Origin of the sequence: Kitasatospora sp. NPDC090091, from assembly GCF_044747365.1 — a bacterium.
Taxonomy (GTDB): Bacteria; Actinomycetota; Actinomycetes; order Streptomycetales; family Streptomycetaceae; genus Kitasatospora.
This window is the reverse complement of the sequence record NZ_JBIVDY010000017.1, coordinates 101,586-127,389: the sequence shown is the minus strand read 5'-3', so window position 1 is coordinate 127,389 and position 25,804 is coordinate 101,586. Positions and strand designations below refer to the sequence as shown.

21 protein-coding genes and 2 pseudogenes are annotated in these 25,804 nt (G+C 73.9%); 14 read left to right on the top strand and 9 right to left on the bottom strand.

Features of this window, described 5'->3' with window-relative positions:
- Positions 1-222 precede the first annotated feature (222 nt).
- Both ACIPSC_RS27650 and ACIPSC_RS27645 read left to right on the top strand, forming a co-directional pair.
- Positions 223-1,209 (top strand): LuxR C-terminal-related transcriptional regulator, encoded by a 987-nt coding sequence (locus tag ACIPSC_RS27650; RefSeq protein WP_400829054.1) that lies wholly within the window; start codon positions 223-225, stop codon positions 1,207-1,209.
- Positions 1,210-1,522: 313 nt separating this feature from the next.
- Positions 1,523-3,388, top strand: a complete 1,866-nt coding sequence (locus ACIPSC_RS27645) for an endonuclease/exonuclease/phosphatase family protein (protein ID WP_400828894.1) — start codon at positions 1,523-1,525, stop codon at positions 3,386-3,388.
- Positions 3,389-3,512: 124 nt separating this feature from the next.
- On the opposite strand, the gene ACIPSC_RS27640 is transcribed toward ACIPSC_RS27645, so the two are convergent.
- The gene (locus ACIPSC_RS27640) at positions 3,513-4,445 is read right to left on the bottom strand and encodes an SGNH/GDSL hydrolase family protein (RefSeq protein WP_400828892.1); all 933 of its coding nucleotides are present in this window, start codon (positions 4,443-4,445) and stop codon (positions 3,513-3,515) included.
- 375 nt (positions 4,446-4,820) lie between these two features.
- Here ACIPSC_RS27640 and ACIPSC_RS27635 point away from each other — a divergent pair, with 375 nt between their 5' ends.
- A complete protein-coding gene (locus ACIPSC_RS27635; protein ID WP_400828890.1) occupies positions 4,821-6,476 on the top strand; it encodes an FAD-binding dehydrogenase in 1,656 nt (551 codons plus the stop codon).
- A gap of 116 nt (positions 6,477-6,592) precedes the next feature.
- On the opposite strand, the gene ACIPSC_RS27630 is transcribed toward ACIPSC_RS27635, so the two are convergent.
- A complete protein-coding gene (locus ACIPSC_RS27630; RefSeq protein WP_400828888.1) occupies positions 6,593-6,943 on the bottom strand; it encodes an ArsR/SmtB family transcription factor in 351 nt (116 codons plus the stop codon).
- Positions 6,944-7,042: 99 nt separating this feature from the next.
- Between ACIPSC_RS27630 and ACIPSC_RS27625 the strand changes: the two genes are divergently transcribed.
- The 4 genes from ACIPSC_RS27625 (at position 7,043) to ACIPSC_RS27610 (ending at position 11,722) form a co-directional block, all read left to right on the top strand.
- Positions 7,043-9,031, top strand: a complete 1,989-nt coding sequence (locus ACIPSC_RS27625) for a heavy metal translocating P-type ATPase (protein ID WP_400828886.1) — start codon at positions 7,043-7,045, stop codon at positions 9,029-9,031.
- A gap of 4 nt (positions 9,032-9,035) precedes the next feature.
- Positions 9,036-9,461 carry a (2Fe-2S) ferredoxin domain-containing protein gene (locus tag ACIPSC_RS27620; RefSeq protein ID WP_400828884.1) on the top strand — a complete coding sequence of 142 codons (426 nt, stop codon included), beginning with the start codon at positions 9,036-9,038 and terminating at the stop codon, positions 9,459-9,461.
- A 105-nt stretch (positions 9,462-9,566) separates the two neighbouring features.
- Positions 9,567-9,818 carry a hypothetical protein gene (locus ACIPSC_RS27615; protein ID WP_395296705.1) on the top strand — a complete coding sequence of 84 codons (252 nt, stop codon included), beginning with the start codon at positions 9,567-9,569 and terminating at the stop codon, positions 9,816-9,818.
- 236 nt (positions 9,819-10,054) lie between these two features.
- Entirely contained in the window at positions 10,055-11,722 is a 1,668-nt protein-coding gene (locus ACIPSC_RS27610; protein WP_400828881.1) for a fibronectin type III domain-containing protein, read from the top strand.
- Between the two features lie 54 nt (positions 11,723-11,776).
- On the opposite strand, the gene ACIPSC_RS27605 is transcribed toward ACIPSC_RS27610, so the two are convergent.
- The 3 genes from ACIPSC_RS27605 to ACIPSC_RS27595 form a co-directional block, all read right to left on the bottom strand.
- Positions 11,777-12,109, bottom strand: coding sequence for a YnfA family protein (locus ACIPSC_RS27605; RefSeq protein WP_400828879.1), 333 nt, complete (start codon positions 12,107-12,109; stop codon positions 11,777-11,779).
- A 25-nt stretch (positions 12,110-12,134) separates the two neighbouring features.
- A complete protein-coding gene (locus ACIPSC_RS27600) occupies positions 12,135-12,812 on the bottom strand; it encodes a pyridoxamine 5'-phosphate oxidase family protein (RefSeq protein WP_400828877.1) in 678 nt (225 codons plus the stop codon).
- Positions 12,813-12,903: 91 nt separating this feature from the next.
- Entirely contained in the window at positions 12,904-14,118 is a 1,215-nt protein-coding gene (locus ACIPSC_RS27595) for a pyridoxal phosphate-dependent aminotransferase (RefSeq protein WP_400828875.1), read from the bottom strand.
- Positions 14,119-14,239: 121 nt separating this feature from the next.
- On the opposite strand from ACIPSC_RS27595, the pseudogene ACIPSC_RS27590 reads away from it, so the two are divergent.
- The 3 genes and pseudogenes from ACIPSC_RS27590 to ACIPSC_RS27580 all read left to right on the top strand — a co-directional run.
- Positions 14,240-14,602: pseudogene (locus ACIPSC_RS27590) on the top strand (winged helix-turn-helix transcriptional regulator); the annotation flags it as partial.
- 132 nt (positions 14,603-14,734) lie between these two features.
- On the top strand, positions 14,735-15,559 hold the full coding sequence (locus ACIPSC_RS27585; protein ID WP_400828873.1) for an SGNH/GDSL hydrolase family protein: 825 nt from the start codon (positions 14,735-14,737) through the stop codon (positions 15,557-15,559).
- 155 nt (positions 15,560-15,714) lie between these two features.
- Positions 15,715-16,032, top strand: coding sequence for a hypothetical protein (locus ACIPSC_RS27580; protein ID WP_400828871.1), 318 nt, complete (start codon positions 15,715-15,717; stop codon positions 16,030-16,032).
- Positions 16,033-16,090: 58 nt separating this feature from the next.
- On the opposite strand, the gene ACIPSC_RS27575 is transcribed toward ACIPSC_RS27580, so the two are convergent.
- A complete protein-coding gene (locus ACIPSC_RS27575; RefSeq protein WP_400828869.1) occupies positions 16,091-17,782 on the bottom strand; it encodes a DUF2079 domain-containing protein in 1,692 nt (563 codons plus the stop codon).
- A 216-nt stretch (positions 17,783-17,998) separates the two neighbouring features.
- Here ACIPSC_RS27575 and ACIPSC_RS27570 point away from each other — a divergent pair.
- A pseudogene (locus ACIPSC_RS27570) lies at positions 17,999-18,808 on the top strand (pentapeptide repeat-containing protein); the annotation flags it as partial.
- A gap of 348 nt (positions 18,809-19,156) precedes the next feature.
- Here ACIPSC_RS27570 and ACIPSC_RS27565 read toward each other — a convergent pair.
- A complete protein-coding gene (locus ACIPSC_RS27565) occupies positions 19,157-19,888 on the bottom strand; it encodes a tyrosine-protein phosphatase (RefSeq protein WP_400828867.1) in 732 nt (243 codons plus the stop codon).
- 95 nt (positions 19,889-19,983) lie between these two features.
- Positions 19,984-20,346, bottom strand: a complete 363-nt coding sequence (locus ACIPSC_RS27560) for an ArsR/SmtB family transcription factor (RefSeq protein ID WP_400828865.1) — start codon at positions 20,344-20,346, stop codon at positions 19,984-19,986.
- Positions 20,347-20,559: 213 nt separating this feature from the next.
- Between ACIPSC_RS27560 and ACIPSC_RS27555 the strand changes: the two genes are divergently transcribed.
- Positions 20,560-21,555 carry a zinc-dependent alcohol dehydrogenase family protein gene (locus ACIPSC_RS27555; protein WP_400828863.1) on the top strand — a complete coding sequence of 332 codons (996 nt, stop codon included), beginning with the start codon at positions 20,560-20,562 and terminating at the stop codon, positions 21,553-21,555.
- A 59-nt stretch (positions 21,556-21,614) separates the two neighbouring features.
- On the opposite strand, the gene ACIPSC_RS27550 is transcribed toward ACIPSC_RS27555, so the two are convergent.
- On the bottom strand, positions 21,615-22,511 hold the full coding sequence (locus ACIPSC_RS27550; RefSeq protein WP_400828861.1) for an aminoglycoside phosphotransferase family protein: 897 nt from the start codon (positions 22,509-22,511) through the stop codon (positions 21,615-21,617).
- Positions 22,512-22,574: 63 nt separating this feature from the next.
- On the opposite strand from ACIPSC_RS27550, the gene ACIPSC_RS27545 reads away from it, so the two are divergent.
- Both ACIPSC_RS27545 and ACIPSC_RS27540 read left to right on the top strand, forming a co-directional pair.
- Positions 22,575-23,165 (top strand): hypothetical protein, encoded by a 591-nt coding sequence (locus ACIPSC_RS27545; protein WP_400828859.1) that lies wholly within the window; start codon positions 22,575-22,577, stop codon positions 23,163-23,165.
- A gap of 106 nt (positions 23,166-23,271) precedes the next feature.
- The gene (locus ACIPSC_RS27540; protein ID WP_400828857.1) at positions 23,272-25,731 is read left to right on the top strand and encodes a Tex family protein; all 2,460 of its coding nucleotides are present in this window, start codon (positions 23,272-23,274) and stop codon (positions 25,729-25,731) included.
- Positions 25,732-25,804: the final 73 nt, after the last annotated feature.

The window sequence follows — 25,804 nt, the reverse complement described above, 5'->3', positions numbered from 1 at the left end:
GCAACCCCCCGAGAGGCCGGTTCGGCAGTCCCGGGAGCACGACCGCGCACGGGGGAGCGTGCGTGGCCGGATCGCGCGCCCGGTCCGAGCGCCGACCGTGCGTCAAATCGTGTGACCGGATCATGTCTTGTGGTGCCGCATTCCCCGGCGGCATGATCGGGGCCGGCGGACCGATCGGACATTCCCTCACATCCCTCCACGACGATTCAGGGGTCGTTGACAGTGCTGGAACTGCTGGGGCTGGACTCCGTCGCCGAGGCCGTCTACCGCGAGATGCTGACCGACCCCGAGGGCGGCGTCCCCGAACTCTCCGCCCGCCTGCGGCTCCCCGAGTTCGCCGTGCGCGAGGCCCTGGACCGGCTCGCCGACCTCACCCTGCTGCGCGCCTCGCGGGAGCGCCCCGGCGCGCTCTGGCCGGTCAGCCCGGAGCGCGGGCTGGAGCTGCTGCTACGCCGCCAGGAGGAGGAACTCGCCCGACGACAGCAGGAGTTGGCCGTCTCCAAGGCGGCCGTGGCACGTGCCGTCGCCGAGTACGCGACGCTGCGCACCAGCAGCCTGGTGGACGGCGGCGAGCGGCTGGTCGGCCTGGACGCGATCCAGGCCAAGCTGGAGGTGCTGACCGCCCGGCTCACCGACGAGTGCCTGGCCGTGATGCCCGGCGGTGCGCAGTCCGCCGCGAGCCTCGCCGCCTCCCGCCCGCTGGACGAGGACGCCCTGGTCCGCGGGGTGACCCTGCGCACCATCTACCAGGACAGCGTCCGCAACGACCCGGGGACCTTCGGGTACGTGCAGTGGATGACCGGCCTCGGCGGCAAGGTGCGCACCGCGCCGGTGCTGCCGCCGCGGATGCTGGTCTTCGACCGCGCCACCGCGGTGGTGCCGATCGACCCGGAGAACACCCGGCTCGGCGCGCTGTGCACCGAGGAGCCGGGGATCGTCGCCTCGTTGGTCGCGCTGTTCGAGCAGACCTGGGAGACGGCCGTCCCGCTCGGGGCCGACCAGCCCGAGGACGCCGGGACCGGCCTGAGCGCCGGCGAGCGCGAGCTGCTGCGACTGCTCTCCACCGGCCTCACCGACGACGCGGCGGCCAAGCGGCTCGGAGTCTCGGTCCGGACGGTGCGCCGGCAGATGGCCGCGCTGATGGAGCGTCTCGACGCGGCCAGCCGTTTCGAGGCCGGTCTGAAGGCGGCTCAGCGCGGTTGGCTGTAGGGCCTGATCTGCGGAAATGGGCAGTAACCGGGCAATGCGGCTGTAGTCAACCTCACAGTGTGGTCTTTCACTCCTGCGGCGGAATCAAAAGTTCACCGCCGAGGTCTTGTCGCGCCATTTTCTACGCGCGTATCTTCATAGCGCTGCGGGGGGCGTTCCAGCTCCCGTGCTGCCTTCTACGCGAGTAGCGCACCATCTGCGCCTACCTGACCCACCCTCACGGTCCGCCGGCCCCAAGCCGGACGGACGTCATGTGCCACCCCCACCGCCTGCCACGGCCACGCCGGCCGGCAGAACGAAGGAGTCCTGCCCGGTGACCACGCCCTCCGCCTCCCGCCGCCCGCGTCGTGCGCTGCTGCGCGCGACCCTCGTACCGGCCGGTCTGGCTGCCTCGCTGGTGCTCGTCCCGCTGCCGACGGCCTCCGCCGCGACCGCTGCCGGGCCGACCGAGCCCGGCAGCCTGCGCATCCACGACATCCAGGGCGGCACCCGGATATCGCCGCAGGCCGGCAAGGCCGTCACCGGCGTGCCCGGCATCGTCACCGGCGTGCGCGCGTACGGCTCCAAGGGCTTCTGGATCCAGGACCCGAACCCGGACGCCGACCCGGCCACCAGCGAGGGCGTCTTCGTCTTCACCGGCGGCGCTCCGACCGTCAAGGTGGGCGACTCGGTGCTGGTCAGCGGCAAGGTGACGGAGTACTACCCGAACTTCGGCGGCGGCTCGCAGTCGCTCACCGAGATCAGCTCCCCGGCCGTCACGGTGCTCTCCTCGGGCAACCCGCTGCCCGCGTCGGTCGTGGTGGACACCCGCAACATCCCGGGCACCTACACCCCGCAGACCCCGGCCGGCGCCACCACCATCGAGGGCCTGGCGCTGAACCCGGAGAAGTACACCCTCGACTTCTACGAGTCGCTGGAGGGCATGCTCGTCGAGGTCAAGGACGTCCGGGTGATCCAGGCGACCGACAAGTACAACGAGCTCTGGGTCGCCGCCGACAAGCAGGACCAGAAGAGCAAGCGCGGCGGCGCGCTCTACGAGTCCTACGCCGAGCCCAACGTCGGCCGCCTGATGGTGCAGCAGCAGGCGCCGGTCGCGCAGCAGCCGTTCCCGGTCGCCAACGTCGGCGACGTGCTGACCGGCACCACCGGCGGCCCGCTGGACTACAACCAGTTCGGCGGCTACACCCTGGTGGCCGGCACCCTCGGCGCGCTCCAGGACAACCACCTGCAGCGCGAGGTGACCGCCCCGGCCACCGACCGCGAGCTGACCATCGCCACCTACAACGTGGAGAACCTGGCCCCGGGCAACCCGGACAGCAAGTTCGCCGAGCTGGCCCAGGCCGTCGTCACCAACCTGCGTTCGCCCGACATCGTGACCCTGGAGGAGATCCAGGACAACAACGGCGCCAAGAACGACGGCACGGTGGACGCGAGCCAGACCGTGGCCAAGTTCATCGCCGCGATCAAGGCGGCCGGCGGCCCGGCGTACGAGTGGCGCTCGATCGACCCGGAGAACGGCAAGGACGGCGGCGAGCCCGGCGGCAACATCCGCCAGGTGTTCCTGTTCAACCCGCAGCGGGTCTCCTTCACCGACATCCCCGGCGGCAACGCCACCACCGCGGTGGACGTGGCCGGCACCGGCGCCGGCACCGCGCTGACCGCCTCGCCCGGCCGGATCTCCCCGGCCGACGAGGCCTGGGCCAACAGCCGCAAGCCGCTGGTGGGCCAGTTCTCCTTCCGCGGCAAGAAGGTCTTCGTCATCGCCAACCACTTCAACAGCAAGGGTGGCGACCAGGGCATCGACAGCCGGTTCCAGGAGCCGACCCGCAGCTCCGAGGTGCAGCGGATCAAGCAGGCGACCGTCGAGCAGGCCTTCGTGGCCAAGCTGCTGGCCGCCGACAAGGAGGCCAAGGTGGTCTCGCTCGGCGACTTCAACGACTACCAGTTCTCGCCCGCGCTGGCCACGCTCACCAAGGACGGCGTGCTGCGCGACCTGGTGAACGAGCTGCCGGAGAAGGAGCAGTACTCGTACGTCTACCAGGGCAACTCGCAGGTGCTGGACCACATCCTGGTCAGCCCCGAGGTCGGGTACGCCAAGTACGACGTGGTGCACATCAACAGCGAGTTCGCCCAGCAGGCGAGCGACCACGACCCGCAGGTGGTCCGCATCAAGCCGTGACGCCCGTCGGGGCGTGACCGAGGGGGCGGTGACCGGGGTCTGGTCACCGCCCCCTCGGGGTCTTCGGACGCGGGCGCGGCCACTGCGCGGCCGGGGCCGGCGCAGGGCCGTCGGCGCCGGACGGCTACCGCAGCGCGGCGAGCACCGCGTCCGCCATCACCTTCTCGCCGGTCGCGTTCGGGTGGAACGGGACGGCGGGGGAGCCGGGCAGCGCGCCCTCGATCCACCGGTCGTCCGAGCAGACGTCGTGCCCGGCAGTCGGGCCCGCGGTGTCCACGAAGGTGGCGCCGTTGGCGGCGGCGGTGGACTTCAGCATCGCGTTGAGCTCGCCCAGCACACCGTGCAGGTACGGGACGTCGCCCGGGGCGATCGGCTGGCGGAAGACGCACGACGCGCCGTCGGCCGGCAGCACGGACGGGTAGCCGACCAGCAGCACCCTGGCGTTCGGGGCCTTGGCGTGGATCCGCTTCAGCACGTCGGCGACCTGCGGCCGGGCCGCCTCGATCCGGTCGGCCAGGTCGTCGTTGCCGTACTGCCAGGACCAGCTGGACCAGTCCCAGTGGCCGTGGTGGAAGACGTCCTTGCAGGGGGTGCCGAGCGGGTTGACCACCGCGCCGGCGATGCAAGTGGCGACGAGGTCGCCGAGCCCGAGGTCGGTGACGCCGAGGTCGTTGCCGCCGATGCCCAGGGTCACCAGGTCGGTGTCGGGGGTGACGGCGTCCAGCTGCGGGTCGTTGACCCTGATGAACGCGTCGTACTGGGCCTGCGTCATCGCCTTCACCTTGGCGGCCGCACAGGTGACGTCGGTGTAGTTCGCGGCCTTGAGCGCAGCGGCCACCAGGTGGCCGTAGTTGCGGTCCGAGCGCAGGCAGAGGCCGGCCGACTGGCCGGGGACTCCGGCGCCGGCGGCGTAGGAGTCCCCGAGCGCGACGTAGTGCCGGGGGGCGGGGGTGGCGGCCTGCGCGCTGGTGGAGGTCAGCGCGAGCGCGGCGCCCAGCGCGGCGGCGCCGAGCAGGGCGGACTTCCGGGAGTTCCGGGGGGTCCGGGAGTTCCGCACGGAGTTCCGGTCGGGGTGGGGGCCGGGGGCGGTGCGGAGTTTCCGGGCAGGGCGGAGCACGGTTCCTCCTGGGGGAGAGAAACGACGGTGGGTGGGGGTCGTGCCAGCCGCGGCCACAGCTACTCACAGGTAAGTTACTTCCAGGTTTCGCGGGCGTCCATGCCTCCCGCCGAAATTTCCGAAATTCCGTCAGATGGTATTTCGAATTTCGCTCCACGCCGTATCGGAGGTATTTCCGGTACGCAGTGGAGCGGAATTGCCGGCGGGCCCGGTTACCGACCGGTTGACTGGCCGTCGCCGCAGGCCGCACTATCGGGCGCACGCCGCAGTATCGGGCGCACACCGCACTGCCGGAGCACCGATGGAGGATCCCGCATGGCCCTTGACGCCGACGTCATCGTCATCGGAGCCGGACTCGCGGGGCTCGCCGCGACCGCCGAACTCGCCGACGCCGGACGGAAGGTGATCCTGCTCGACCAGGAGCCGGCGGCCTCGTTCGGCGGCCAGGCGCACTGGTCCTTCGGCGGCCTCTTCCTGGTCGACTCGCCCGAGCAGCGCCGGATGCGGATCCGCGACTCGCACGCGCTCGCCTGGCAGGACTGGCTCGGCACGGCCGGCTTCGACCGCGCCGAGGACGCCTGGCCGCGCCGCTGGGCGGAGGCCTACGTCGCCTTCGCCGCCGGCGAGAAGCGGTCCTGGCTGCGGGAAATGGGCGTCCGGTTCTTCCCGGTCGTCGGCTGGGCCGAGCGCGGCGGCCTGCACGCCGACGGGCCCGGCAACTCCGTGCCACGCTTCCACATCACCTGGGGCACCGGACCCGGACTGCTCGAACCCTTCGTGCGCCGGGTCCACGACGCCGCCCGGCGCGGCCTGGTCGACCTGCGCTTCCGCCACCGCGTCACCGGACTGTCCGTCACGGCCGGGGTCACCGACACGGTGAGCGGCGAGGTGCTGGTGCCCAGCCCGGCGGGGCGCGGTGAGGCCAGCTCGCGCGAGGTGGCCGGCCACTTCGAGCTGCGCGCCCAGGCGGTGGTCGTCACCTCCGGTGGCATCGGCGGCAACCACGACCTGGTCCGCAAGTCATGGCCGGCCCGGCTCGGCACCCCGCCGGAGCGGCTGCTCTCCGGCGTCCCGGCCCACGTGGACGGGCTGATGCTGGGCATCGCCGGCGAGGCCGGGGCCAACCTGATCAACGGCGACCGGATGTGGCACTACACCGAGGGCATAGAGAACTGGGACCCGATCTGGGCCCGGCACGGCATCCGCATCCTGCCCGGCCCGTCCTCGCTCTGGCTGGACGCCCGCGGCCGCCGGCTGCCCGTCCCGCTCTTCCCCGGCTTCGACACCCTCGGCACCCTGGAGCACATCCGCTCCACCGGGTACGACCACACCTGGTTCGTGCTCAGTCAGAAGATCATCGAGAAGGAGTTCACCCTCTCCGGCTCCGAGCAGAACCCCGACCTCACCGGGCGCTCGCTGCGCGGCGTCCTCGGCCGGGCGCTGCCCGGCGCCCCCGGCCCGGTCCGGGCCCACCTGCGGCACGGGCCGGACTTCGTGGTCGCGAGCAACCTCGGGGACCTCGTCCGCGGGATGAACGCCAAGACCCGCGAGCCGCTGATCGACCCGGACGACCTGCGCCGCACCGTTGAGGCCCGGGACCGGCAGCTCGCCAACCCCTTCGCCAAGGACCTCCAGGTCACCGCGATCCACGGCGCCCGCCGCTACCTCGGCGACAAGCTGATCCGCACCGCGGCCCCGCACCGGATCCTCGACCCGGCCGCCGCCCCGCTGATCGCCGTCCGGCTGGGCATCCTCACCCGCAAGTCGCTCGGCGGGCTGGAGACCGACCTCTCGGCCCGCGTCCTGCGACCCGGCGGCGGGGTGCTGGACGGCGTCTACGCGGCGGGCGAGGCGGCCGGCTTCGGCGGCGGCGGCGTGCATGGCTACCGCTCGCTGGAGGGGACCTTCCTCGGTGGCTGCCTGTTCTCCGGGCGGACGGCGGGCCGGGCGGCGGCGGCAGCGACGGCGTAGCGTCCGGCGGGTGCCCGGCGGCGCCCGCAGGGCCGGAACCCGTCGCTCGGCGCTCGCCGTTCGGCTCTCGTCGCTCAGCGCCTGTCGGTCAGCGCCTGTCGGTCAGCGCCCGTCGGTCAGTGCTCGTCGGTGAGGCCGAGGCGCAGGTGGTCGACGTGGTAGACCGCGTGGTCCAGCAGGGCGGCGACGTGGTCGTCGTGCAGGGAGTAGACCACCGAGCGGCCGCGGCGCTCGCCGACGACCAGGCCGAGGTTGCGCAGCAGGCGCAGCTGGTGGGAGCAGGCGGACTGCTCCATGCCGACGGCGTCGGCGAGTTCGGTGGCGGCCCGCGGCCCCTCCCGGAGCTGGGCGAGTATCAGCAGGCGGGAGGGGGTGGCGAGGGCCTGGAGGGTGTTCGCCACCTTGGCCGCGTTGGAGGCGTCCAGGCGCATCTGCGGCACGGCGTTCTCGGCGGCTGCGTGTCCCATGGGGGAATCCTACGGGCCCGGTCCGCGGCCGCCCTGGGCGAAGCCGTAGTGTGATCAACATATGAAAGCTTGTTCATGTGTTCCTGTATGGTGGCGTCCATGCCCGCCACCCCTGCGTCCAGCGCCCTGCTCACCCGGCCGCCCGCCCCCGCGGCCACCGCGCCACCGCGACCGCGCCGCACCAGGGTGCTGGCCCTGCCGGAGGCGCGCTGGGCGGCCGCGGCCACCGCCGCCTTCCTGGCCGCGCTCGCCGTCCAGATGCTCGGCGGCCCGGGCTGGGCCGCCGCCGCGCTGTACTCCGCCGCCTACCTGGCGGGCGGCTGGGAGCCCGCCCTGGCCGGGGTGGCGGCCCTGCGCACGCGGACCCTCGACGTCGACCTGCTGATGGTGGTCGCCGCGCTCGGCGCCGCCGCGATCGGCGAGGTGGTGGACGGCGCCCTGCTGATCGTGATCTTCGCGACCAGCGGCGCCCTGGAGGCGCTCGCCACCGCCCGCACCGCAGACTCCGTCCGCGGCCTGCTCGACCTCGCCCCCGCCACCGCGACCCGGCTGCGCGAGGACGGCGGCGAGGAGGCCGTCCCCACCGTGGAGCTGGCCGTCGGCGACATCGTGCTGATCCGCCCGGGCGAGCTGGTCGGCGCCGACGGGACGGTCCTGGACGGCGCGAGCGAGGTCGACCAGTCCACCGTCACCGGCGAGCCGCTGCCCGCCGCCAAGGCGGTCGGCGACGAGGTGTACGCCGGGACGCTCAACGGCTCCGGCGCGCTGCGGGTCCGGGTCGGCCGGGACGCCGCCGACACGGTGATCGCCCGGATCGTCGCCCTGGTGGCGGAGGCCTCCGGGACCAAGGCGCCCACCCAGCTCTTCGTCGAGCGGATCGAACAGCGCTACGCCGCCGGGCTGGTGGCGGCCACCCTGCTGCTGTTCGCCGTCCCGCTCGCGCTCGGCGCCGAACCGGACGGCGCCCTGCTGCGCGCCATGACCTTCATGGTCGTGGCCTCGCCGTGCGCGGTGGTGCTGGCCACCATGCCGCCGCTGCTCTGCGCCATCGCCAACGCCGGCCGGCACGGTGTGCTGGTCAAGTCGGCGGTGGTGATGGAGCGTCTCGGGCAGGTCGACGTCGTCGCGCTGGACAAGACCGGCACCCTCACCGAGGGCACGCCCGAGGTCACCGAGCTGCGCCCGCTCGACGGGGTGACGGCGGAGCAGCTGCTCACCCTCGCGGCCGCCGCCGAGCACGCCTCCGAGCACCCGCTGGGCCGGGCCGTGGTCGCCGCCGCCCGCGGGCGCGGCCTGCCGCTGCCGCCGGCCGAGGGCTTCACCGCCACCCCCGGCGTCGGGGTGCGGGCGCTGGTGGGCGGATCGGTGGTCGCGGTGGGCGCGCCCGGCCCGCACCGCTCCCGGGGGCCGGCCGCCGCCCCGGTCGCCGAGCTGGAGGAGGCCGGCCGGACGACGGTCGTGGTGCTGCGCGACGGCGAGCCGGTCGGGGTGCTGGGGCTCGCCGACCGGCCGCGCGGTCAGGCCGCCGCCGCGGTGCGCGGCCTGGCTGCGCTGACCGGGCGTCCGCCGGTGCTGCTCACCGGCGACAACCCGCGCGCCGCCGACCGGCTGGCCCGCGAGGTCGGTCTGACGGACGTCCGGGGCGGGCTGCTGCCGCACGACAAGCTGGCCGCGGTGCGCGATCTCGCCGCGGACGGCCACCGGGTGCTGATGGTCGGTGACGGGGTCAACGACGCGCCCGCCCTGGCCGCCGCGCACAGCGGAGTCGCGATGGGCCGGGTCGGTGCGGACCTCGCGCTGGAGACCGCCGACGCCGTCGTCGTGCGGGACGAACCGGCCGCCGTCCCGGCCGTGGTGGCGCTCTCCCGGCAGGCGCGGCGCCTGGTCGTGCAGAACCTGGTGATCGCCGGGACCTGCATCGCGGTGCTGGTGGTCTGGGACCTGGCCGGTACGCTGCCGTTGCCGCTCGGCGTCGCCGGGCACGAGGGCTCCACCGTGATCGTCGGCCTGAACGGCCTGCGGCTGCTGCGCGAACGGGCGTGGCGGCGGGCCCTGCCGCACGAGGCCCTGGGCCGGGAGGAGAGCTGAACCGATGAGCCGTCGGGACCGGGACCGTGAGCGGGACCAGACGCGCGGACGGGCGGGGGCCGGAGCCCCGGTGACCGTCACCGTCTGCCGCGGCTGCTGCTGCGGCACCCAGGAGAAGCACCCGGGCGTGGACCACGCCGGCCAGTTCGAGCGGCTGCGCGAGGCGGTCGGTTCGGCGGGCACCGTCCGGGCGGTGAAGTGCCTGGACGCGTGCGCGCACTCCAACGTGGTGGTGGTCGGCCCGTCCAGTGAGGGCCGCGCGGCCGGCGGCCGCCCGGTCTGGCTGGGCTGGGTGCTGGCGGACGACATGGTCGGCGAGATAGCCGAGTGGGTGCACGCCGGCGGCCCCGGCCTCGCCGACCCGCCGGGGCTGCTCGACCTCCAGCTGATCAGCGTCTCCCGGCGGGTCCGGGACGGCCTCCCGGGCTGACCGGGGCGGGCCGGGGCGCTCTTCGGCCGCCGTCCGACCCGGTCCGGCCGGCGGGCCGGGGCACTACCATTTCCTGGGGCGCCCCGGCTTGGGAGGAATCACGACGTGACCACGGTCTGCCGCATCTGCGCGGGCACCGGCCGCACCGCCGGCCTCAGCTGCCGCACCTGCCAGGGCACCGGCACCACCGAGGTCGGTGGCGGGGGCGGCAACTGCTTCCTCTGCGACGGCACCGGCGTCTACGTCCGCTACCGGGTCGACGCGGCCGGCGCCAAGCACGCCTACCGCGACGAGATCTGCCGCACCTGCGACGGCACCGGCAACCGCGCGGCCTCCACCTGGGACGAGATCGCCTGACCCGGCGTCCGCACCGAGCCCCCGCCGCTCCCGTTCCCGTTGCCGCCCCGCGGTTCCGGCCGGCCCCGACGGTGCCTCAGGGAGCGTGCCGCCGCGGATGATCCGGCCACGACCGGTTCCGCGTGGGCGGCTTTGCCGAGGCATGGTCGAACATTGGCGTTCGACTGACCGGCACGCCGGGGCTCGTTCACCGTACGTCCGTGTCCGGTCAACTCGCCGGTGGAAGAGTCCCGCCCATGGATATCCCCAACATGGGCGTGCCCGCGAAGCTCGCCGACCGCATGAGCATGGCCGAGCAGCACGAGTACCTGCGGGCCCGCTTCTCCCGCCGCCGGATGCTGCGCGCCGGTGCCGTCAGCGTCGGTGCCCTCGCGGTGGGCGGTGCGCTGGGCAGCGGCACCGCGACCGCCGCCCCGGCCTCCCCCCAGCTGCTGACCGGCGGCACCGCCGACGGCGTCGACGGCTCGCTGGTCGCCCCGATCGGCCGTCACCTCGCCTTCGGCCCCGAGCCGGACACCCAGTTCCGGGTCTCCTGGCAGGTCCCGGCTCCGGTCAAGAAGCCGTTCCTGCGCTTCGGCAAGCACCCGTGGGACCTCAGCCACAAGGTCCAGGCCGAGGTGCGCGCCCTGCACACCCCGGCGCTGACCCCGACCGGCCAGCCGGTCGACCAGTACTACCTGCACGTGGCGCTGGAGGACCTCCAGCCCGACACCACGTACTACTACGGCGTCGGCCACCAGGGCTTCGACCCCGCCTCGCAGCAGGCGATCTCCACCCTGAGCACCTTCCGCACCGCCCCCTCGCGCGACCACCGCTGGGGCAAGGTCTACGAGCCGTTCACCTTCACCGCCTTCGGCGACCAGGGCGTCAGCTCCCACGCGGCCGGCAACGACCACGTCATCCTGGCCCAGAACCCGGCCTTCCACCTGCACGCCGGCGACATCTGCTACGCCGACCCGGCCGGCTCCGGCCAGGACTCCGACAAGTCGGTCTACGACGCCCGCACCTGGGACGCCTTCCTGGTGCAGACCGAGACGGTGGCCTCGAAGGTGCCGTGGATGGTCTCCTACGGCAACCACGACATGGAGGCCTGGTACTCGCACAACGGCTACGGCGGCGAGAACTCCCGCTTCTACCTGCCCGACAACGGCCCCGACCCGCGGACCGTCCCGGGCGTCTACAGCTTCCGCTACAAGAACGTCGGCGTCATCTCGCTGGACGCCAACGACGTCTCCTACGAGATCCCGGCCAACCTGGGCGTCTCGGCGGGCAAGCAGACCAAGTGGCTGCAGCGCACGCTCAAGGACCTGCGCAACGACGAGACCGTCGACTTCATCGTGGTCTTCTTCCACCACTGCGCCTTCTCCACCACCCACCAGCACGCCTCCGAGGGCGGGGTCCGCGAGGCCTGGGTGCCGCTGTTCGAGAAGTACCGCGTCGACCTGGTGATCAACGGTCACAACCACGTCTACGAGCGCACCGACGCGATCCTCGGCAACAAGGTCGCCAAGGCGGTGCCCAGCGGCGCCACCGTCGAGCCGGCCACGGACGGCGTGGTGTACGTGACGGCGGGCGCGGCCGGCCGCAGCCTGTACCGCTTCGACGCCCCGGACACCTACGAGGGCCACGAGAACCGCCTCGACTCGGTGGACACCTACTACTTCGCCAAGGGCGGCGGCAAGGTGACCGAGAAGGTCGAGTGGTCGCGGGTCCGCTACACCGGTTACTCGTTCATCAAGGTCGACGTGACCCCCGCCCAGCTGGGCGCGAAGTCGTCCATGAAGGTGACCGCACTGGCCGAGGACGGCACGCAGGTGGACCACTACACGATCCTGCGCAAGGTCGGCGAGGGCTGGGACAGCGACCGCGACGACGACGGCGAGGGCGGCGGCTGGGGCTGGTAGCCCTTCCCGCGCGGTGATCCCCGCGGGCCCCGGCGCTGAACGCGGAGCAGTGGTTCAGCGCCGGGGCCCGTACATGATCACCGCGACCCCGGCGAGGCAGATCAGCGCCCCGATGACGTCGTAGCGGGTCGGGCGGAAGCCGTCCACCAGCACGCCCCAGAGCAGCGAGCCGGCCACGAAGACACCTCCGTAGGCGGCCAGCACCCGGCCGAACTGGCTGTCCGGCTGGAGCGCGGCGACGAAGCCGTACCCGCCGAGCACGACCACCCCGAGCCCGGCCAGCCACCACGGCCGGGACTCGCGCACGCTCTGCCAGATCAGCCAGCAGCCGCCGATCTCGGCAAGGGCGGCGAGGGCGAACAGGGCGGCGGAGCGCAGGACGGTCATGGTCGCCAAGCCTACGGACGGCCGACTACGGGGCGTAGAGGTCGCCCCCGTAGTTGGGCCCGTAGTACTCGATCAGCTTCTCCAACGGCTCGTCCTTGCGATCCAGCGCCTTGGAGATCACCGCGCGCGAGGGTGCCGCGTCCGGCGCCCAGGTCTCGGGCTTCCAGAGCGCGGAGCGCAGGAACGCCTTCGAGCAGTGGTAGAAGACCGCCTCGATCTCGACCAGGACGGCGAGCCGCGGGCGGTGGCCCTTGACGGTCATGGCGTCGAAGAACGGCGCGTCGCGCACCAGCCGGGCCCGGCCGTTGACCCGCAGGGTGTCGCCGCGGCCGGGGACGATGTAGATCAGCCCGATGTGCGGGTTGGCCAGGATGTTGTGGAAGCCGTCCGCGCGCCGGTTGCCGGGGCGCTCCGGGATCGCGATCGTCGTGTCGTCCAGCACGAGGGTGAAGCCGGCCGGGTCGCCCTTCGGCGAGGCGTCGCAGGTGCCGTCGGCGCCGGCGGTGGCCATGATGCAGAGCGGCGCGGCGGCGATGAAGGCCCGGTCGTGCTCGTGCAGGGTCCGGCGTTCCTTGGCGGCGTCGCGGGCGCTCGGTTCGCCGAGCAGGGCGCGCAGTTCGGCGGCGTCGGCGATTTCGGCGATCCCGTCCCGCCCGGTGGTCCCGTCGGGCCTGGTGGCTCCGGTGTGTGCGCTGGTGTCCATCGGTCGTCCCCCTTCGATCCGGTGCAAGACCGATGGTACGCCCGGGCCCCGCGCTGTCCGCGGGGCCCGTGGTGGCGGTGTGGTTCCGGGGTCAGACCTGGCGGTAGGTGGCGAGGAAGCGGCCGATCCGGTTGATCGCCGTCTCCAGGTCGTCGGCCCGGGGGAGGGTGACGAAGCGGAAGTGGTCCGGGCGGGGCCAGTTGAAGCCGGTGCCCTGGACGACGTGGATCTTCTCCCGGAGCAGCAGGTCCAGCACGAACTGCTCGTCGTCGACGATCCGGTGCACCGCCGGGTCGAGCTTGGCGAACGCGTACAGCGCGCCCTTGGGCCTGACGCAGCTGACGCCCGGGATCTCGTTCAGCGCCTTGTACGCCACGTCGCGCTGCTCGGTGAGCCGGCCGCCGGGCAGCACCAGGTCCTGGATGGACTGGTGGCCGCCGAGCGCGGCCTGTACCGCGTACTGGGCCGGGACGTTGGGGCAGAGCCGCATGCCGGAGAGCATGGTGAGGCCCTCCAGGTAGTCGGCGGCGTGCTGCTTCGGCCCGGAGACGACCAGCCAGCCGCTACGGAAGCCGGCCACCCGGTAGGACTTGGAGAGGCCGTTGAAGGTGAGGGTGAGCACGTCGTCGGCGAGCGCGGCGAGGCAGTGGTGCTCGGTGCCGTCGTAGAGGATCTTGTCGTAGATCTCGTCGGCCAGGACCATCAGCTGGTGCCGGCGGGCGAGGTCGAGGATGCCCTCCAGCAGTTCCTTCGGATAGACCGCGCCGGTGGGGTTGTTGGGGTTGATGACGACGATGGCCTTGGTCCGGGCGGTGATCTTGGCGGCGATGTCGTCGAGGTCGGGGTACCACTCCGCCTCCTCGTCGCACACGTAGTGCACCGCCTTGCCGCCGGCCAGCCGGACCACGGCCGTCCAGAGCGGGTAGTCCGGCATCGGGACGAGCACCTCGTCGCCGTCGTCGACCAGCGCGGTGACGGCCATCTGGATCAGCTCGGAGACGCCGTTGCCCAGGAACACGTCGTTGACGGTGACCCCGGAGACGCCGCGCTGCTGGTAGTACTGCACGACCGCGCGGCGGGCCGGCAGGATGCCGCGGGAGTCGCTGTATCCGTGGGCGTTGGGGAGGTTGCGGATGATGTCCTGGACGATCTCCTCCGGCGCCTCGAAGCCGAACGTGGCCGGATTGCCGGTGTTCAGCCGGAGCACGCTGTGCCCGGCCTCCTCCAGTGCGTTGGCCCGGTCGACCACCGGGCCGCGGATCTCGTAACACACGTCCTTCAGCTTGCTGGACTGCCGAAACTCCATCTGCGGCCTCCCGACCGTCGCCCGCCGTCGCTGCTGCGCGCCGACCGGCACGCCGTCCTGGTTGCTTTGTTCTACCAAGCAACCACTTGGAAAGTCCAACCTTTTGGCTATGCTGATCCACATGTCACGCCGAAGCTACGACCAGTACTGCGCCGTTGCCCGCGCCCTGGACGCGGTGGGGGAGCGCTGGAGCCTCCTGATCGTCCGTGAACTCCTCGCCGGCCCGCGCCGCTACACCGACCTGCACGCCGACCTGCCCGGCGTCTCCACCGACATCCTCGCGGCGCGGCTCAAGCAGCTGGAGACCGAGGGCCTGGTGCTGCGCCGACGGCTCGAACGGCCGGCCAACGCCACCGTCTACGAGCTCACCGAGCGCGGGGCGGCGCTCCGTCAGGTGATCGACGCCCTCGGTGTGTGGGGCCTGCCCTCGCTCGGCGAGCAGCGGCCCACCGACGCCGTCCGGGCGCACTGGGTGACCGCGCCCGCCTCGGCGGCCTCGCCCGCCACGCCGGTCGCTGCCGGCTAGCGCGGGCGCGGCGGTGGGCGTGACGGCGGGCGGCCGGGCGGCCGGGCGGGCGGCGGGCCCGTCGGACCCTGCGCGTACGATCGTCGGGCCATGGAGAACACTGCGGAGAACAGCGCGCGCACCGCGCCCACCAGGTACACCGGCTACGCCAGTTACGTCGCCGTCGGGGACAGCTTCACCGAGGGCATGTGTGACGAGGTCCTGCCCGACGGCCAGTTCCGCGGTTGGGCCGACCGGGTCGCCGGGCGGCTCGCCGCCGAGCAGCCCGGCGGCGGCTTCCGCTACGCGAACCTCGCCGTCCGCGGCAAGCTCATCGGCCAGATCCACGACGAGCAGCTCGCGCCCGCCGTCGCCATGGGCGCCGAGCTGGTCACCCTGGCCGGCGGGCTCAACGACGTCCTGCGCCCGCGCTGCGACATCGCCCGCGTCGAGGAGCTGCTCGGCCGCTCGGCGACCGCGTTGCGCGCGACCGGCGCCACCGTGGTGATGTTCACCAGCACCGACCCGACCCGCCGGATGGCGGGCAGCGCCCGGCTGCTCCCGGCCATCCTGCGGATGAAGGCCTTCGTGCACGAGCTCGGCCAGGACCCGGGCGTCGCGGTGGTCGACCTGTTCTCCGCGCCCTGCTTCGACGACCGCCGGCTCTGGGCCGACGACCGCCTGCACCTCTCGCCCGAGGGCCACCGCCGGGTCGCGGAGGCGGTGCTGGAGGCGCTCGGCCGCCCGGCCGGCTTCGACTGGCGCGCCCCGCTGGCGACCGCCGCCCCGCCGAGCCGCGGCGAGAAGCTGGCCGCCGACGCCCGCTGGGTCCGCACCCACCTCGGCCCGTGGATCGGCCGCCGCCTCACCGGCCGCTCCTCCGGTGACGGCCGTCCGCCGAAGCGTCCGGAACTCGCCCCGTACCCGGGTGCGTGAGACCTTCGGACCGGCTCCGCGCTCCCTGCGGCGGACCTGACAGGAAGTTGTCGGGATGCGCGGCTCCGCTGTCGGAGCGGTCGGTCGGTGGCGTCGAATCGGTATGCCCGGAACTCCTCCGGGCGTTGACGAACCACCTGAGGAGCACACCGATCATGCGTACCCTTCTCAAGGCCGCCGGCCTCGCGGCCGGCGCGGCCGCCCTCGCCCTGTCGACCCCGGTCGTGGCCAGTGCCGCCCCGGCCGGCCCCAGCGCCACCGGCAGCGGCGTGCCCTCCTGCGTGGTCGCCGAGACCGGCATGGTCGACCAGTACGTCGGCTATGCCAGGGCCACGAACAACTGCAGCACCACCCAGCGGGTGAAGTTCTACTACCTGGCCTGGCCCACCACCTGTCTGACGCTCGCACCGGGCCAGAGCGGCGAGATCCACGGCGCCGGGGGCGCCTGGGGCTTCGGCATCCAGCCCTGCTGACGCCCCGGCCCGCCATCGCGTTCCGGGCGGTGGCGGGCCGCCCGTGCGGCGGGGTCGTTCAGCCGCGGAAGAGGTTGTGCCCCACGTCGCTCGGCACCTCGTCCTGGTACGGGGTGCTGTCCGGGCCGGGGACGTGCTCGCCGGGGACCGGCTCGGAGCCCTCGCGGTGCAGCAGCACCACGCCGTCCTCGGACCAGACCTGCCGGTAGCCGTGCGCCAGCAGCAGCTCGATCCGGGCCGCCTGCTCGCGGTCGGTCTTGAACGGGAACGCCCGCTTGTCGGAGCGGATCAGGACGTACTCGCGCCCGCGCGGCTTCTCGTCCACCAGGACGACGTCGGTCCGGGCGGAGAGCCGGGGGGCGGCCTGGTTGTCGGCCTCGACGCCCGCACCGTCCGGGATCCGCTCGGCGCCGCGGAGCAGCGCCGCCTCGCTCGGCTTCGGCTGCCAGTAGGCCGGGACGAACAGGTTGGCCGCCCCCAGCGGCAGCGCGGCCGCGACCGTCACGGCGGCCGCCGCCACCCCGAGCCGCAGGGTGCGCCCGCTCGTGTGCCGGCGGCCCAGCACCTCCACCGCCGCGACCAGCAGGATCGGCCAGAGGAACGCGTCGTAGTGGCGGGCGATCGACCAGTGGTTCGGGTTGCTGGAGAGCACCCGCTCGGCCAGCAGCGGCACGGCGCAGAGCACCGTCGCCGAGCGGAGCGGGAGGGCGAACAGGGTGCCGAAGATCCAGAGCAGCAGCAGCGGCTTCAGCGGGGCGTCGACCAGGGTGGAGACGAGGACGGTCGGGTTCCGGAGGATGTGGGCGAGGGCGTCGCCGCCGTCCGAGCCGAGCGACTGGTAGTTCCAGTAGTAGCCCGGCGCACCGCCCATCGCCGGGATCAGCAGGCCGATCGCGAGGGCCGAGGCGAGCGGCCCGCCGAGCAGCAGGCCGAGGCCCCAGCGGACGGCCCGCCGGCGCCGGCCCGGGTCGCCGTCCCGGCGGCCCCGCAGGATCAGCACCAGCCCGTACGCGCCGACCGCCAGCCCCAGGTCCTCCTTGGTGCAGCAGAGCAGCAGCCCGGCCAGCGCCGCCGTGCCGTAGCGGCGGGCCATGCCGCGCTCCAGCATCAGCAGGGTGAGCGGGACGGCGAAGGCCACCTCGTGGAACCCGCCGCGCGAGGCCACCAGCAGCGGCCAGCCCAGCCCGTACGCGAGCCCCGCCAGGTCGGCGGCGCGGCGGGCGGTGCGCGGCTCGGCGCCGGCGAAGCAGCGGGCCGCGACCCGGCGGATCAGCGGCACGCCGGCCGCGAAGCAGAGCGCCTGCCCGACGAGCAGGGAGCGCGGGTCGTCCCAGAGCCAGTAGAGCGGAGCCATCAGCGCGATCACCGGGGAGAAGTGGTCGCCGAGGAGCGAGAAGTCGGCCGGGAACTCGTGGTGGAAGCTCTTCAGGGAGGAGACCGGCAGGCCGAAGTGCGCGTAGCCGCGCACGCCCTGGTCGAAGATGCCGAGGTCGAAGCCGCCGAGCTGGAGGGCGGTCCACTGCTGGAAGGCGATGCCGAGGCAGACCGCGAAGCAGAGCAGGGTGAGGGCGGCGGTGCGGGCGCGCGGGGAGAGCCGCAGGGGCGCGGCGGGCGCGGCCGGGGTGCCGGCGGTGTCCGTGGTGTCCGCGGGGGCGGGGGTGTCCTCCCCGGCGTCCGTGGTGTCCGGGGCGCCGGGGGAGCCCGTCGGGTCCTCGATGTCCGGGTACGGCGTCACGTCGTGCCGGGACATGCCTGCTCTCCTCAAGTGGTTCGGTCGATCGGGTCGCTCCGGTGCCCCGATCCCGTGCGGACCCGGACGGCACCGGCCGACCACACTAACCGACTGCCGCGACCGGCCCTCCGGTTCCCGCGGGCGACCGGCCCGGCTCGGGTCCGGCTCCGGCCGGGCGGCCGTCTCGGTACGCTCTACCAGGCACCATCGCGTCGTACGGAGGACAGGAACACAGTGACCGCGCCCGAGCCCACGCCCGTCAGCCTGGTGTCCGACTGCGGGAGCTGCTTCGGGCTCTGCTGCGTCGCGCTGCCGTTCGCCGCCGGAGCCGACTTCGCCGTCGACAAGTCGGCCGGAACCCCCTGCCGCAACCTGCAGACCGACTTCACCTGCGGCATCCACGCCCGGCTGCGCGACAGCGGCTTCCAGGGCTGCACGGTGTACGACTGCTTCGGCGCCGGCCAGCGGGTGTCCCAGGTCACCTACGGCGGCCGGAGCTGGCGCGAGGAGCCGCCGGGCACGTCCCGGATGTTCGAGGTGTTCCCGGTGGTCCGGCAGCTGCACGAACTGCTCCGGTACCTCACCGAGGCGCTCTCGCTCGCGCCCGCCCGCCCGGTCCACGCCGAGCTGCGCCGCGCGCTGGCCGAGACCGACCGGCTCGCCGCCGGTACCCCGGAGGAGATCCTCGCGGTGGACGTGCCCGCGCACCGGCAGGCCGTCGCCGAGCTGCTGCTGAAGGCGAGCGAGCTGGTCCGGGCCGGCGTCCCGCGCCGCCGCGAGCACCGGGGCGCCGACCTGTTCGGCGCCCGGCTGCGCGGCGCGGACCTGCGCGGGGCCAATCTGCGCGGCGCCCTGCTGGTCGCGGCCGACCTCGCCGGCGCGGACCTGCGGCTCGCCGACCTGATCGGCGCCGATCTCCGGGACGCGAACGTGGCCGGGGCCGACCTGACCGACGCGCTCTTCCTCACCCAGGCACAGCTCAACGCTGCCCGCGGCGATGCGACCACGCACCTGCCGGCGGGCCTGACCCGCCCCGCGCACTGGCCGGAGACGGCCCCGGCCGGCCCGGCGGCGGGCGGGGGCAAGGGTGCGGGCGGCGGTACGGGCACGGGCCGGTCCGGTGGCCGGCGTTCCGGCGGCGGCACCCAGGCCGGGCGCTCCGCCGGCCGTTCCGGCAGTGGTGCGTCCGGTGGCGGCGCTTCCGGCAGTGGTGCGTCCGGTGGCGGCCGCCAGGCCGGCCGTGGGTCGAGCGGTTCCGCGAGCGGCCGCGGGCAGGGCCGGGACGGACGCGGCGGGGGCCGGCCGGGCAGGCCCGGCCGGGGCTGACCCGGCTCCCGGCGGGAGCCTGCCGCGCAGGAAGTCGGCCCGGCCGACTTCCTGCGCAGACACGCCCTAGGCCGCGAGCAGGCGGGCGTGCAGTCGGCCGATCAGCTCCTCGTCGATCCCGAGGGCGTCGGTGACGTAGGCGCGGACCGATCCGTGGGCGGCCGCCAGGTCGGCGAGCGTGAGCCGGATCACCTGCTCGGGCGCCCGGCCGAACGACGGCCAGCGCAGCGCCCGCCCCGGGTTGGCGGCGTGCCAGTCGGCGACCAGGCGTGCGGTGACCAGTTCGGTGAGCGCGAAGTCGGCGGCGATGTCGTCGTCGGCGACCCCGAGCAGGGTGAGCACCAGGGCGGCGATCAGCCCGGTGCGGTCCTTGCCCGAGGCGCAGTGGAACACCACCGGCCGGTCGGCCGCGGCGATCAGCTCCAGGACCTGCCGGATCTCCGCGGTGCCGTCCGCGGCCACTTCGGCGAACCGGTCCGCGAGGTAGCGCCAGGGGTCGACGTCCGGGTCGATCTCCGCCTGGTCGTACGGCCGGTGCTCGATGGACAGATTGTGGTAGGCCACGCCCTCCAGCTCGGGGATCCGGCCACGGCGGGCGATCTCCCAGGGGTAGCGCAGGTCGATCACGGTCCCGATGCCGAGCGCCCGGAACCGCTCCAGGTCGGCGGGCGTGGCGAGCTTGCCGAGCGAGTCCGACCGGTACAGCAGGCCCCAGCGGACCGCCCGCTCGCCGGCGCCCGGGTAGCCGCCCAGGTCGCGGAAGTTGAACGGTCCGTCGAAGATCAGATGGCGTGTCATGTTCGCACCCTAGAGCCTGCGTTCGATTGCCGGGCCGGGAGCGGGAAGTCGGACCGGCCGACTTCCTGCTCCGGCCGACTTCCCGCTGCGGGGGCTCAGCGCTGCTCGGGTGCGCCCACGACGGCCCCCAGCAGGCCCGGGAAGGCCTCGTCGAACTCCTCCGCGCGCAGCGCGTTCATCCGGGAAGTGCCCACGTAGTACTGCCGGATCAGCCCGGCCTCGCGCAGCACGTGGAAGTGGTGGGTGGCGGTGGACTTGCTGACCGGCAGGTCGATCGCGCCGCAGGCGAGGTCCTGGTGCGCGGCGTGCAGTTCACGGACGATCAGCCGGCGGACCGGGTCCACCAGGGCCTCCATGGCCTGCTGGAGTCCGACCGTCCGGACGTCGGGGTGCGGCGGCACGCGGTCCCGGCCGCTCCGTCGCGGCGGTGCCGCCGTCGGGTTCGTCTTCGCCGCCACGGGTGTTGCCGTTCCTGATGTCGCCGCCATCGTCCCGTCGTCCTCCCTGAGTGCCGTCTTCCCGCGGCCATCGTACGGCGCGGGCCGAAGTATGGCGATGGTCAAAGTATGCCTGGCGTCGAAGTTTGACAGCATCCGTACTTTGAGGTTGAGTCGGATCTGTCGGCGCCGTCGCCCGCGCCGACCTCATCGGTGGGGAAAGGAAGTTGAGCGATGGTCAGGACGGTGCGGTTCCACGAGTCGGGCGGGCCCGAGGTGTTGCGGCTGGAGGAGGCCGAGATCGGCTCGCCCGGCCCGGGCGAGCTGCTGATCCGGGTCGACGCGATCGGCCTCAACCGGGCCGAGGTGCTCTTCCGCAGCGGCCGGTACATCGAACCGGTACGGGAGTTCCCGGCGCGGCTCGGCGCCGAGGCCGCGGGGGTGGTCGAGGCGATCGGCGAGGGTGTCACGGGGTTCGCCGTCGGTGACGCGGTCAGCGTGGTGCCGGCCTTCTCGATGAACGACTACGCCGTCTACGCCGAGCGCGCGATCGTCCCCGCGCGGGCCGTCCTGCGCCGGCCCGACGGGCTCGACGCCGTCGGCGGCGCCGCGGTCTGGATGCCGTACGTGACCGCGTACGGAGCGCTGGTGGACGCCGGCCGGCTGCGCGCCGGGGACGCCGTGGTGGTCACGGCCGCGTCCAGCAGCGTGGGCCTGGCGGCGATCCGGATCGCCAACCGGGTCGGCGCGGTGCCGATCGCGACGACTCGTACGGCGGCCAAGCGGGACGCGCTGTTGAAGGCCGGTGCGGCCGAGGTGGTGGTCACGGCGGAGGAGGACGTCGCCGGGCGGGTGGCGGCCCTGACCGGCGGGCGCGGCGCGGAGTTCGTCTTCGACGCGGTCTCCGGCCCGGGGGTTTCGGAGCTGCTGGGCGCGCTGGCCCCGGGCGGCACGCTCTTCGTCTACGGCGAGCTGAGCGGGCGGGAGGGGTTGCTGCCGCCGCTGGCCCTGCTGGCCGGGCGCAGCATCCGCGGCTACACGCTGCACGAGGTCACCCGCGACCGCGAGGGCCTGGCCCGGGCGGAGGCGTTCGTCGCCTCGGGCCTGCGGAGCGGGGCGTTCGCGCCCGTCGTGGACAGGGTGTTCGGGCTGGCGGAGATCGCCGAGGCCCACCGGTACATGGAGGCGGGCGAGCAGGTCGGCAAGATCGTGGTCACCGTGGACCACTGACGCCCGGCGACGCTCCCGGCGGGCTGCCCGTACGGCGGGCGGCCCGCCGGTGGCGGCGCTCAGACGCTCCGGTCGGCCAGCACCTCGCGGATCACGTGGCGCGCGTTGGCGGCGAGCGCCGGGTTGGTCGAGCGGTAGTAGGGGAGTTGGATGAGCGCGATGGACAGCGCCCAGGCGCGTCCGCGCTCCCAAGCGGCGTCGTCGGCGGCGAGGGCGGCCCGGAAGGCCGGGCGGGCCCCGGCCGGGAGCAGGTTCCACGCGGCGATCAGGTCCACGGTCGGGTCGCCGATCCCCATCGCGCCGAAGTCCAGGACGGCGCTGAGCCGTTGGCCGACGAGCAGCAGGTTGCCGGGGGAGAGCTCGCCGTGCATCCAGGAAGGTCCGCCGGGGTGCTCCGGGAGGCGGAGTGCCTTCTCCCACAGCGCCGTTGCCGCCGCGGTGTCGATCGTCCCGTGCAGCCGGCCGATCGCTGCCCGGGTGGGCGCGTCCCGCGCGGCCAGCGGCACCCCGCGCGCGGCCGGCGGGCCGTCGCCGGGGTCGACGGCGCGCAGGGCGTTGACGAACCCGGCCAGGTCGTGGGCGAGTTGGAGCGGCGCGGCGAGCGCGCCGGCGACCGGGTTGGCGCCGTCGAGCCAGCGCAGCACCGACCACTCCCACGGATAGCCGGCGGTCGGCCGCCCGGCCGCCAGCGGCACGGGTATGGGCCGCGGCAGGCGCGGCGCGAGCCGTGGCAGCCAGTGCCGTTCGCGTTCGACGCCCGCCGAGGCCCACGCCACCCGGGGCAGCCGGACGGCGAGTTCGGTGCCGAGCCGGAACATCGCGTGGTCCGCCCCGGGGGCGGCGACCGGGGAGAGCGGCAGGCTCCGCCACTGCGGGAACTGGGTGGCCACCAGCCGTCGCACCAGGGCCGCGTCGATGTCCGGTTCGTCGTCATGCATCCTGACGGCAGCGCACATGCCCGGCACTGTACCGCCGGAATCGCGCCGATCGGCTGGATTTCGAACACTGGGATGGGGGCCATGGCGGCCAAGTGGGACCGTTGGGTCATGTGGGGGGCGCTCGGTGGTGCGGGGGCGCTGATGGTCGCCGCCGTCACGGGCCGGGTGAACCGCCGGTCGGGCGGGCTCCTGGTCCTGCGGGAGTGGCTGGACCGGCCGTTGCTGTTCGGGACGCTCGTCCTGGCCCTGTTCTTCGTGGCGCTGGTCTCCTCGCGCGGGAAGGTCTGGGCGCGCAGCGCGCTCGGCGCCGTGGTGGTGGCGCTGGCGATGGGCACGGTGCCGCTCTGGTTCCTGTCCACGGTGGTCTTCTCCGACGACCACCGGACGACGCGCAACGAGGCGGCCCCCGGCCGGCCGGACCGCAGGCTGGTGGTGGAGCAGGACACGGCGGGCTTCGGCCCCGACCCGCTCTACTGGGTCTACCTCGACGAGGGCACCGGTCTCGGCACCCGTCGGTGGAAGGTCGCCTACGTCAACGGTGACGCCAACGGCATCAAGGAGCTCGGCTGGGCCGGCCCGGACCGGCTCCGCCTGGTGACGGAACAGGCGGACCTCGTGATCCGGATCGCCGGGAACGGCAGGCCGGACCGCACGGTCGAGGACGGGTACTGAACCGAGCGCCGCGCCACGCCCGGCCGCGACGGGGCGGGGGCGTCGTCGGCACCTGCCAGAATGCCGGGGTAGGGGAACAGCAACTCTGGAGAAGGTGACCGGCTTCGTGACCACGCCAGTCGAACAGGTGGCCCAGCAGGCGCAGCAGGCGATCGAGCGGAAGATCGCCGAGGAGCTGGACGTCCGCACGGGCCAGGTGAAGGCGGCCGTCGAGCTGCTGGACGGCGGCGCGACCGTGCCGTTCGTGGCCCGCTACCGCAAGGAGGTCACCGGCTCGCTCGACGACGCGCAGCTGCGCACCCTGGAGGAGCGGCTGCGCTACCTGCGCGAGTTGGAGGAGCGCCGCACCGCCGTCCTGGAGTCGATCGGGGCGCAGGGCAAGCTGGACGACGCGCTGCGGCAGCAGATCCTCGCGGCCGACTCCAAGGCCCGGCTGGAGGACATCTACCTCCCGTACAAGCCGAAGCGGCGCACCAAGGCGCAGATCGCCCGCGAGGCCGGCCTGGAGCCGCTGGCCGACACCCTGCTCGCCGACCCGGCGCAGGACCCGGCCGCGCTGGCCGCCGGCTACCTCAACGAGGCGGTGGCCGACCAGGCCGCCGCACTGGAGGGCGCGCGGGCCATCCTGGTCGAGCGCTTCGGCGAGGACGCGGACCTGGTCGGTTCGCTGCGCGAGCGGATGTGGACGCGTGGCCGGCTGGTCGCCACCGTCCGTGACGGCAAGGAGCAGGACGGCGCCAAGTTCGCCGACTACTTCGACTTCGCCGAGCCGTACACCAAGCTCCCCTCGCACCGGATCCTGGCGATGCTGCGCGGCGAGAAGGAGGAGGTGCTCGACCTCGACCTCTCCCCGTACGACGGTGAGGAGGCCGGCGACCTCCCCGGGGAGAACGACTACGAGCAGCGGATCGCCGCCCGGTTCGGCATCGCCGACCACGGCCGCCCGGCCGACAAGTGGCTCGGCGACACCGTCCGCTGGGCCTGGCGCACCCGCGTCCTGGTCCGGCTCGGCATCGACCTGCGCGGCCGGCTGCGCCAGGAGGCCGAGGAGGAGGCTGTGCGCGTCTTCGCCGCCAACCTGCGCGACCTGCTGCTCGCCGCGCCCGCCGGCACCCGCGCCACCATGGGCCTCGACCCGGGCTTCCGCACCGGCGTGAAGGTCGCCGTCGTCGACGCCACCGGCAAGGTGGTGGCACACGACACGATCTACCCGCACCAGCCCGCCAACAAGTGGGACGCCGCGCTGGCCACCCTGGCTGCGCTGGCGAAGCGGCACGCCGTCGACCTGGTCGCGATCGGCAACGGCACCGCCTCCCGCGAGACGGACAAGCTGGCCGAGGACCTCATCAAGCGCCACCCGGAGCTGAAGCTCACCAAGGCGATGGTCAGCGAGGCCGGCGCCTCCGTCTACTCGGCCTCCGCGTTCGCCTCGCAGGAGCTGCCCGACCTGGACGTGTCGATCCGCGGCGCGGTCTCGATCGCCCGCCGGCTGCAGGACCCGCTGGCCGAGCTGGTCAAGATCGACCCCAAGTCGATCGGCGTCGGCCAGTACCAGCACGACCTGAGCGAGGTGAAGCTCTCCCGCTCGCTCGACGCGGTGGTCGAGGACTGCGTGAACGCGGTCGGCGTGGACGTCAACACCGCCTCCGCGCCGCTGCTCACCCGGGTCTCCGGCATCACCGGGACGCTGGCCGACAACATCGTCGCGCACCGCGACGCCAACGGCCCGTTCCGCACCCGCAAGGAGCTCAAGGGCGTCGCCCGGCTCGGTCCGAAGGCCTTCGAGCAGTGCGCGGGCTTCCTGCGCATCCCGGACGGGGACGACCCGCTGGACGCCTCCAGCGTGCACCCGGAGGCGTACCCGGTGGTGCGCCGGATCCTCGCCGGCACCGGCGGGGAGCTGCGGCAGCTGATCGGCAACAGCAGCGCGCTGCGGGCCCTGAAGCCCGGGGACTTCGCCGACGACACCTTCGGCATCCCGACCGTCACCGACATCCTCGGCGAGCTGGACAAGCCGGGCCGTGACCCGCGCCCGGCGTTCCGCACCGCGACCTTCAAGGAGGGCGTCGACAAGATCGGCGACCTGGAGGTGGGCATGGTGCTGGAGGGTGTGGTCACCAACGTCGCGGCCTTCGGGGCCTTCGTCGACGTGGGCGTCCACCAGGACGGCCTGGTGCACGTCTCGGCGCTGTCGAAGAACTTCGTCAAGGACCCGCGCGAGGTGGTCAAGCCCGGCGACATCGTCACCGTGCGGGTGACGCAGGTGGACGTGCCGCGCAAGCGGATCGGGCTGACGCTGCGGCTGGACGACGAGGTCGGGCGCCCGGGCGGCGGCCGTGACCGCTCCGGCGAGCGCTCCGGTGAGCGCGGGGGCGACCGGGGCGGGCGGCAGGCGCGCCCGCCGCGGCAGGACCGGCGCGGCGCGGGCGGCGGCTCGGGCTCGGGCTCGGGCGGCCAGGCCGCGCCGGCCAACAGCGCCATGGCGGACGCCCTGCGCCGGGCCGGCCTGGCCGGCGGCGGTGCGGGCTCCGGCTCCGAGGGCGGCCGCCGCTCCGGTCGGCGCTGACCGCCGAAGCGGCGCGGCGAGTTTGCCGCCGACCGCCTGACGCGCCGGGCCGGTGGACGTGCTGTCCACCGGC

Coding starts and splice junctions, on each gene's coding strand:
- ACIPSC_RS27565 (WP_400828867.1), bottom strand. CDS start 19,888: ATGACACGCCATCTGATCTTCGACGGACCGTTCAACTTCCGCGACCTG.
- ACIPSC_RS27555 (WP_400828863.1), top strand. CDS start 20,560: ATGGTCAGGACGGTGCGGTTCCACGAGTCGGGCGGGCCCGAGGTGTTG.
- ACIPSC_RS27630 (WP_400828888.1), bottom strand. CDS start 6,943: ATGGGACACGCAGCCGCCGAGAACGCCGTGCCGCAGATGCGCCTGGAC.
- ACIPSC_RS27620 (WP_400828884.1), top strand. CDS start 9,036: ATGAGCCGTCGGGACCGGGACCGTGAGCGGGACCAGACGCGCGGACGG.
- ACIPSC_RS27610 (WP_400828881.1), top strand. CDS start 10,055: ATGGATATCCCCAACATGGGCGTGCCCGCGAAGCTCGCCGACCGCATG.
- ACIPSC_RS27635 (WP_400828890.1), top strand. CDS start 4,821: ATGGCCCTTGACGCCGACGTCATCGTCATCGGAGCCGGACTCGCGGGG.
- ACIPSC_RS27605 (WP_400828879.1), bottom strand. CDS start 12,109: ATGACCGTCCTGCGCTCCGCCGCCCTGTTCGCCCTCGCCGCCCTTGCC.
- ACIPSC_RS27595 (WP_400828875.1), bottom strand. CDS start 14,118: ATGGAGTTTCGGCAGTCCAGCAAGCTGAAGGACGTGTGTTACGAGATC.
- ACIPSC_RS27545 (WP_400828859.1), top strand. CDS start 22,575: ATGGCGGCCAAGTGGGACCGTTGGGTCATGTGGGGGGCGCTCGGTGGT.
- ACIPSC_RS27575 (WP_400828869.1), bottom strand. CDS start 17,782: ATGTCCCGGCACGACGTGACGCCGTACCCGGACATCGAGGACCCGACG.
- ACIPSC_RS27625 (WP_400828886.1), top strand. CDS start 7,043: ATGCCCGCCACCCCTGCGTCCAGCGCCCTGCTCACCCGGCCGCCCGCC.
- ACIPSC_RS27580 (WP_400828871.1), top strand. CDS start 15,715: ATGCGTACCCTTCTCAAGGCCGCCGGCCTCGCGGCCGGCGCGGCCGCC.
- ACIPSC_RS27550 (WP_400828861.1), bottom strand. CDS start 22,511: ATGTGCGCTGCCGTCAGGATGCATGACGACGAACCGGACATCGACGCG.
- ACIPSC_RS27600 (WP_400828877.1), bottom strand. CDS start 12,812: ATGGACACCAGCGCACACACCGGAGCCACCAGGCCCGACGGGACCACC.
- ACIPSC_RS27585 (WP_400828873.1), top strand. CDS start 14,735: ATGGAGAACACTGCGGAGAACAGCGCGCGCACCGCGCCCACCAGGTAC.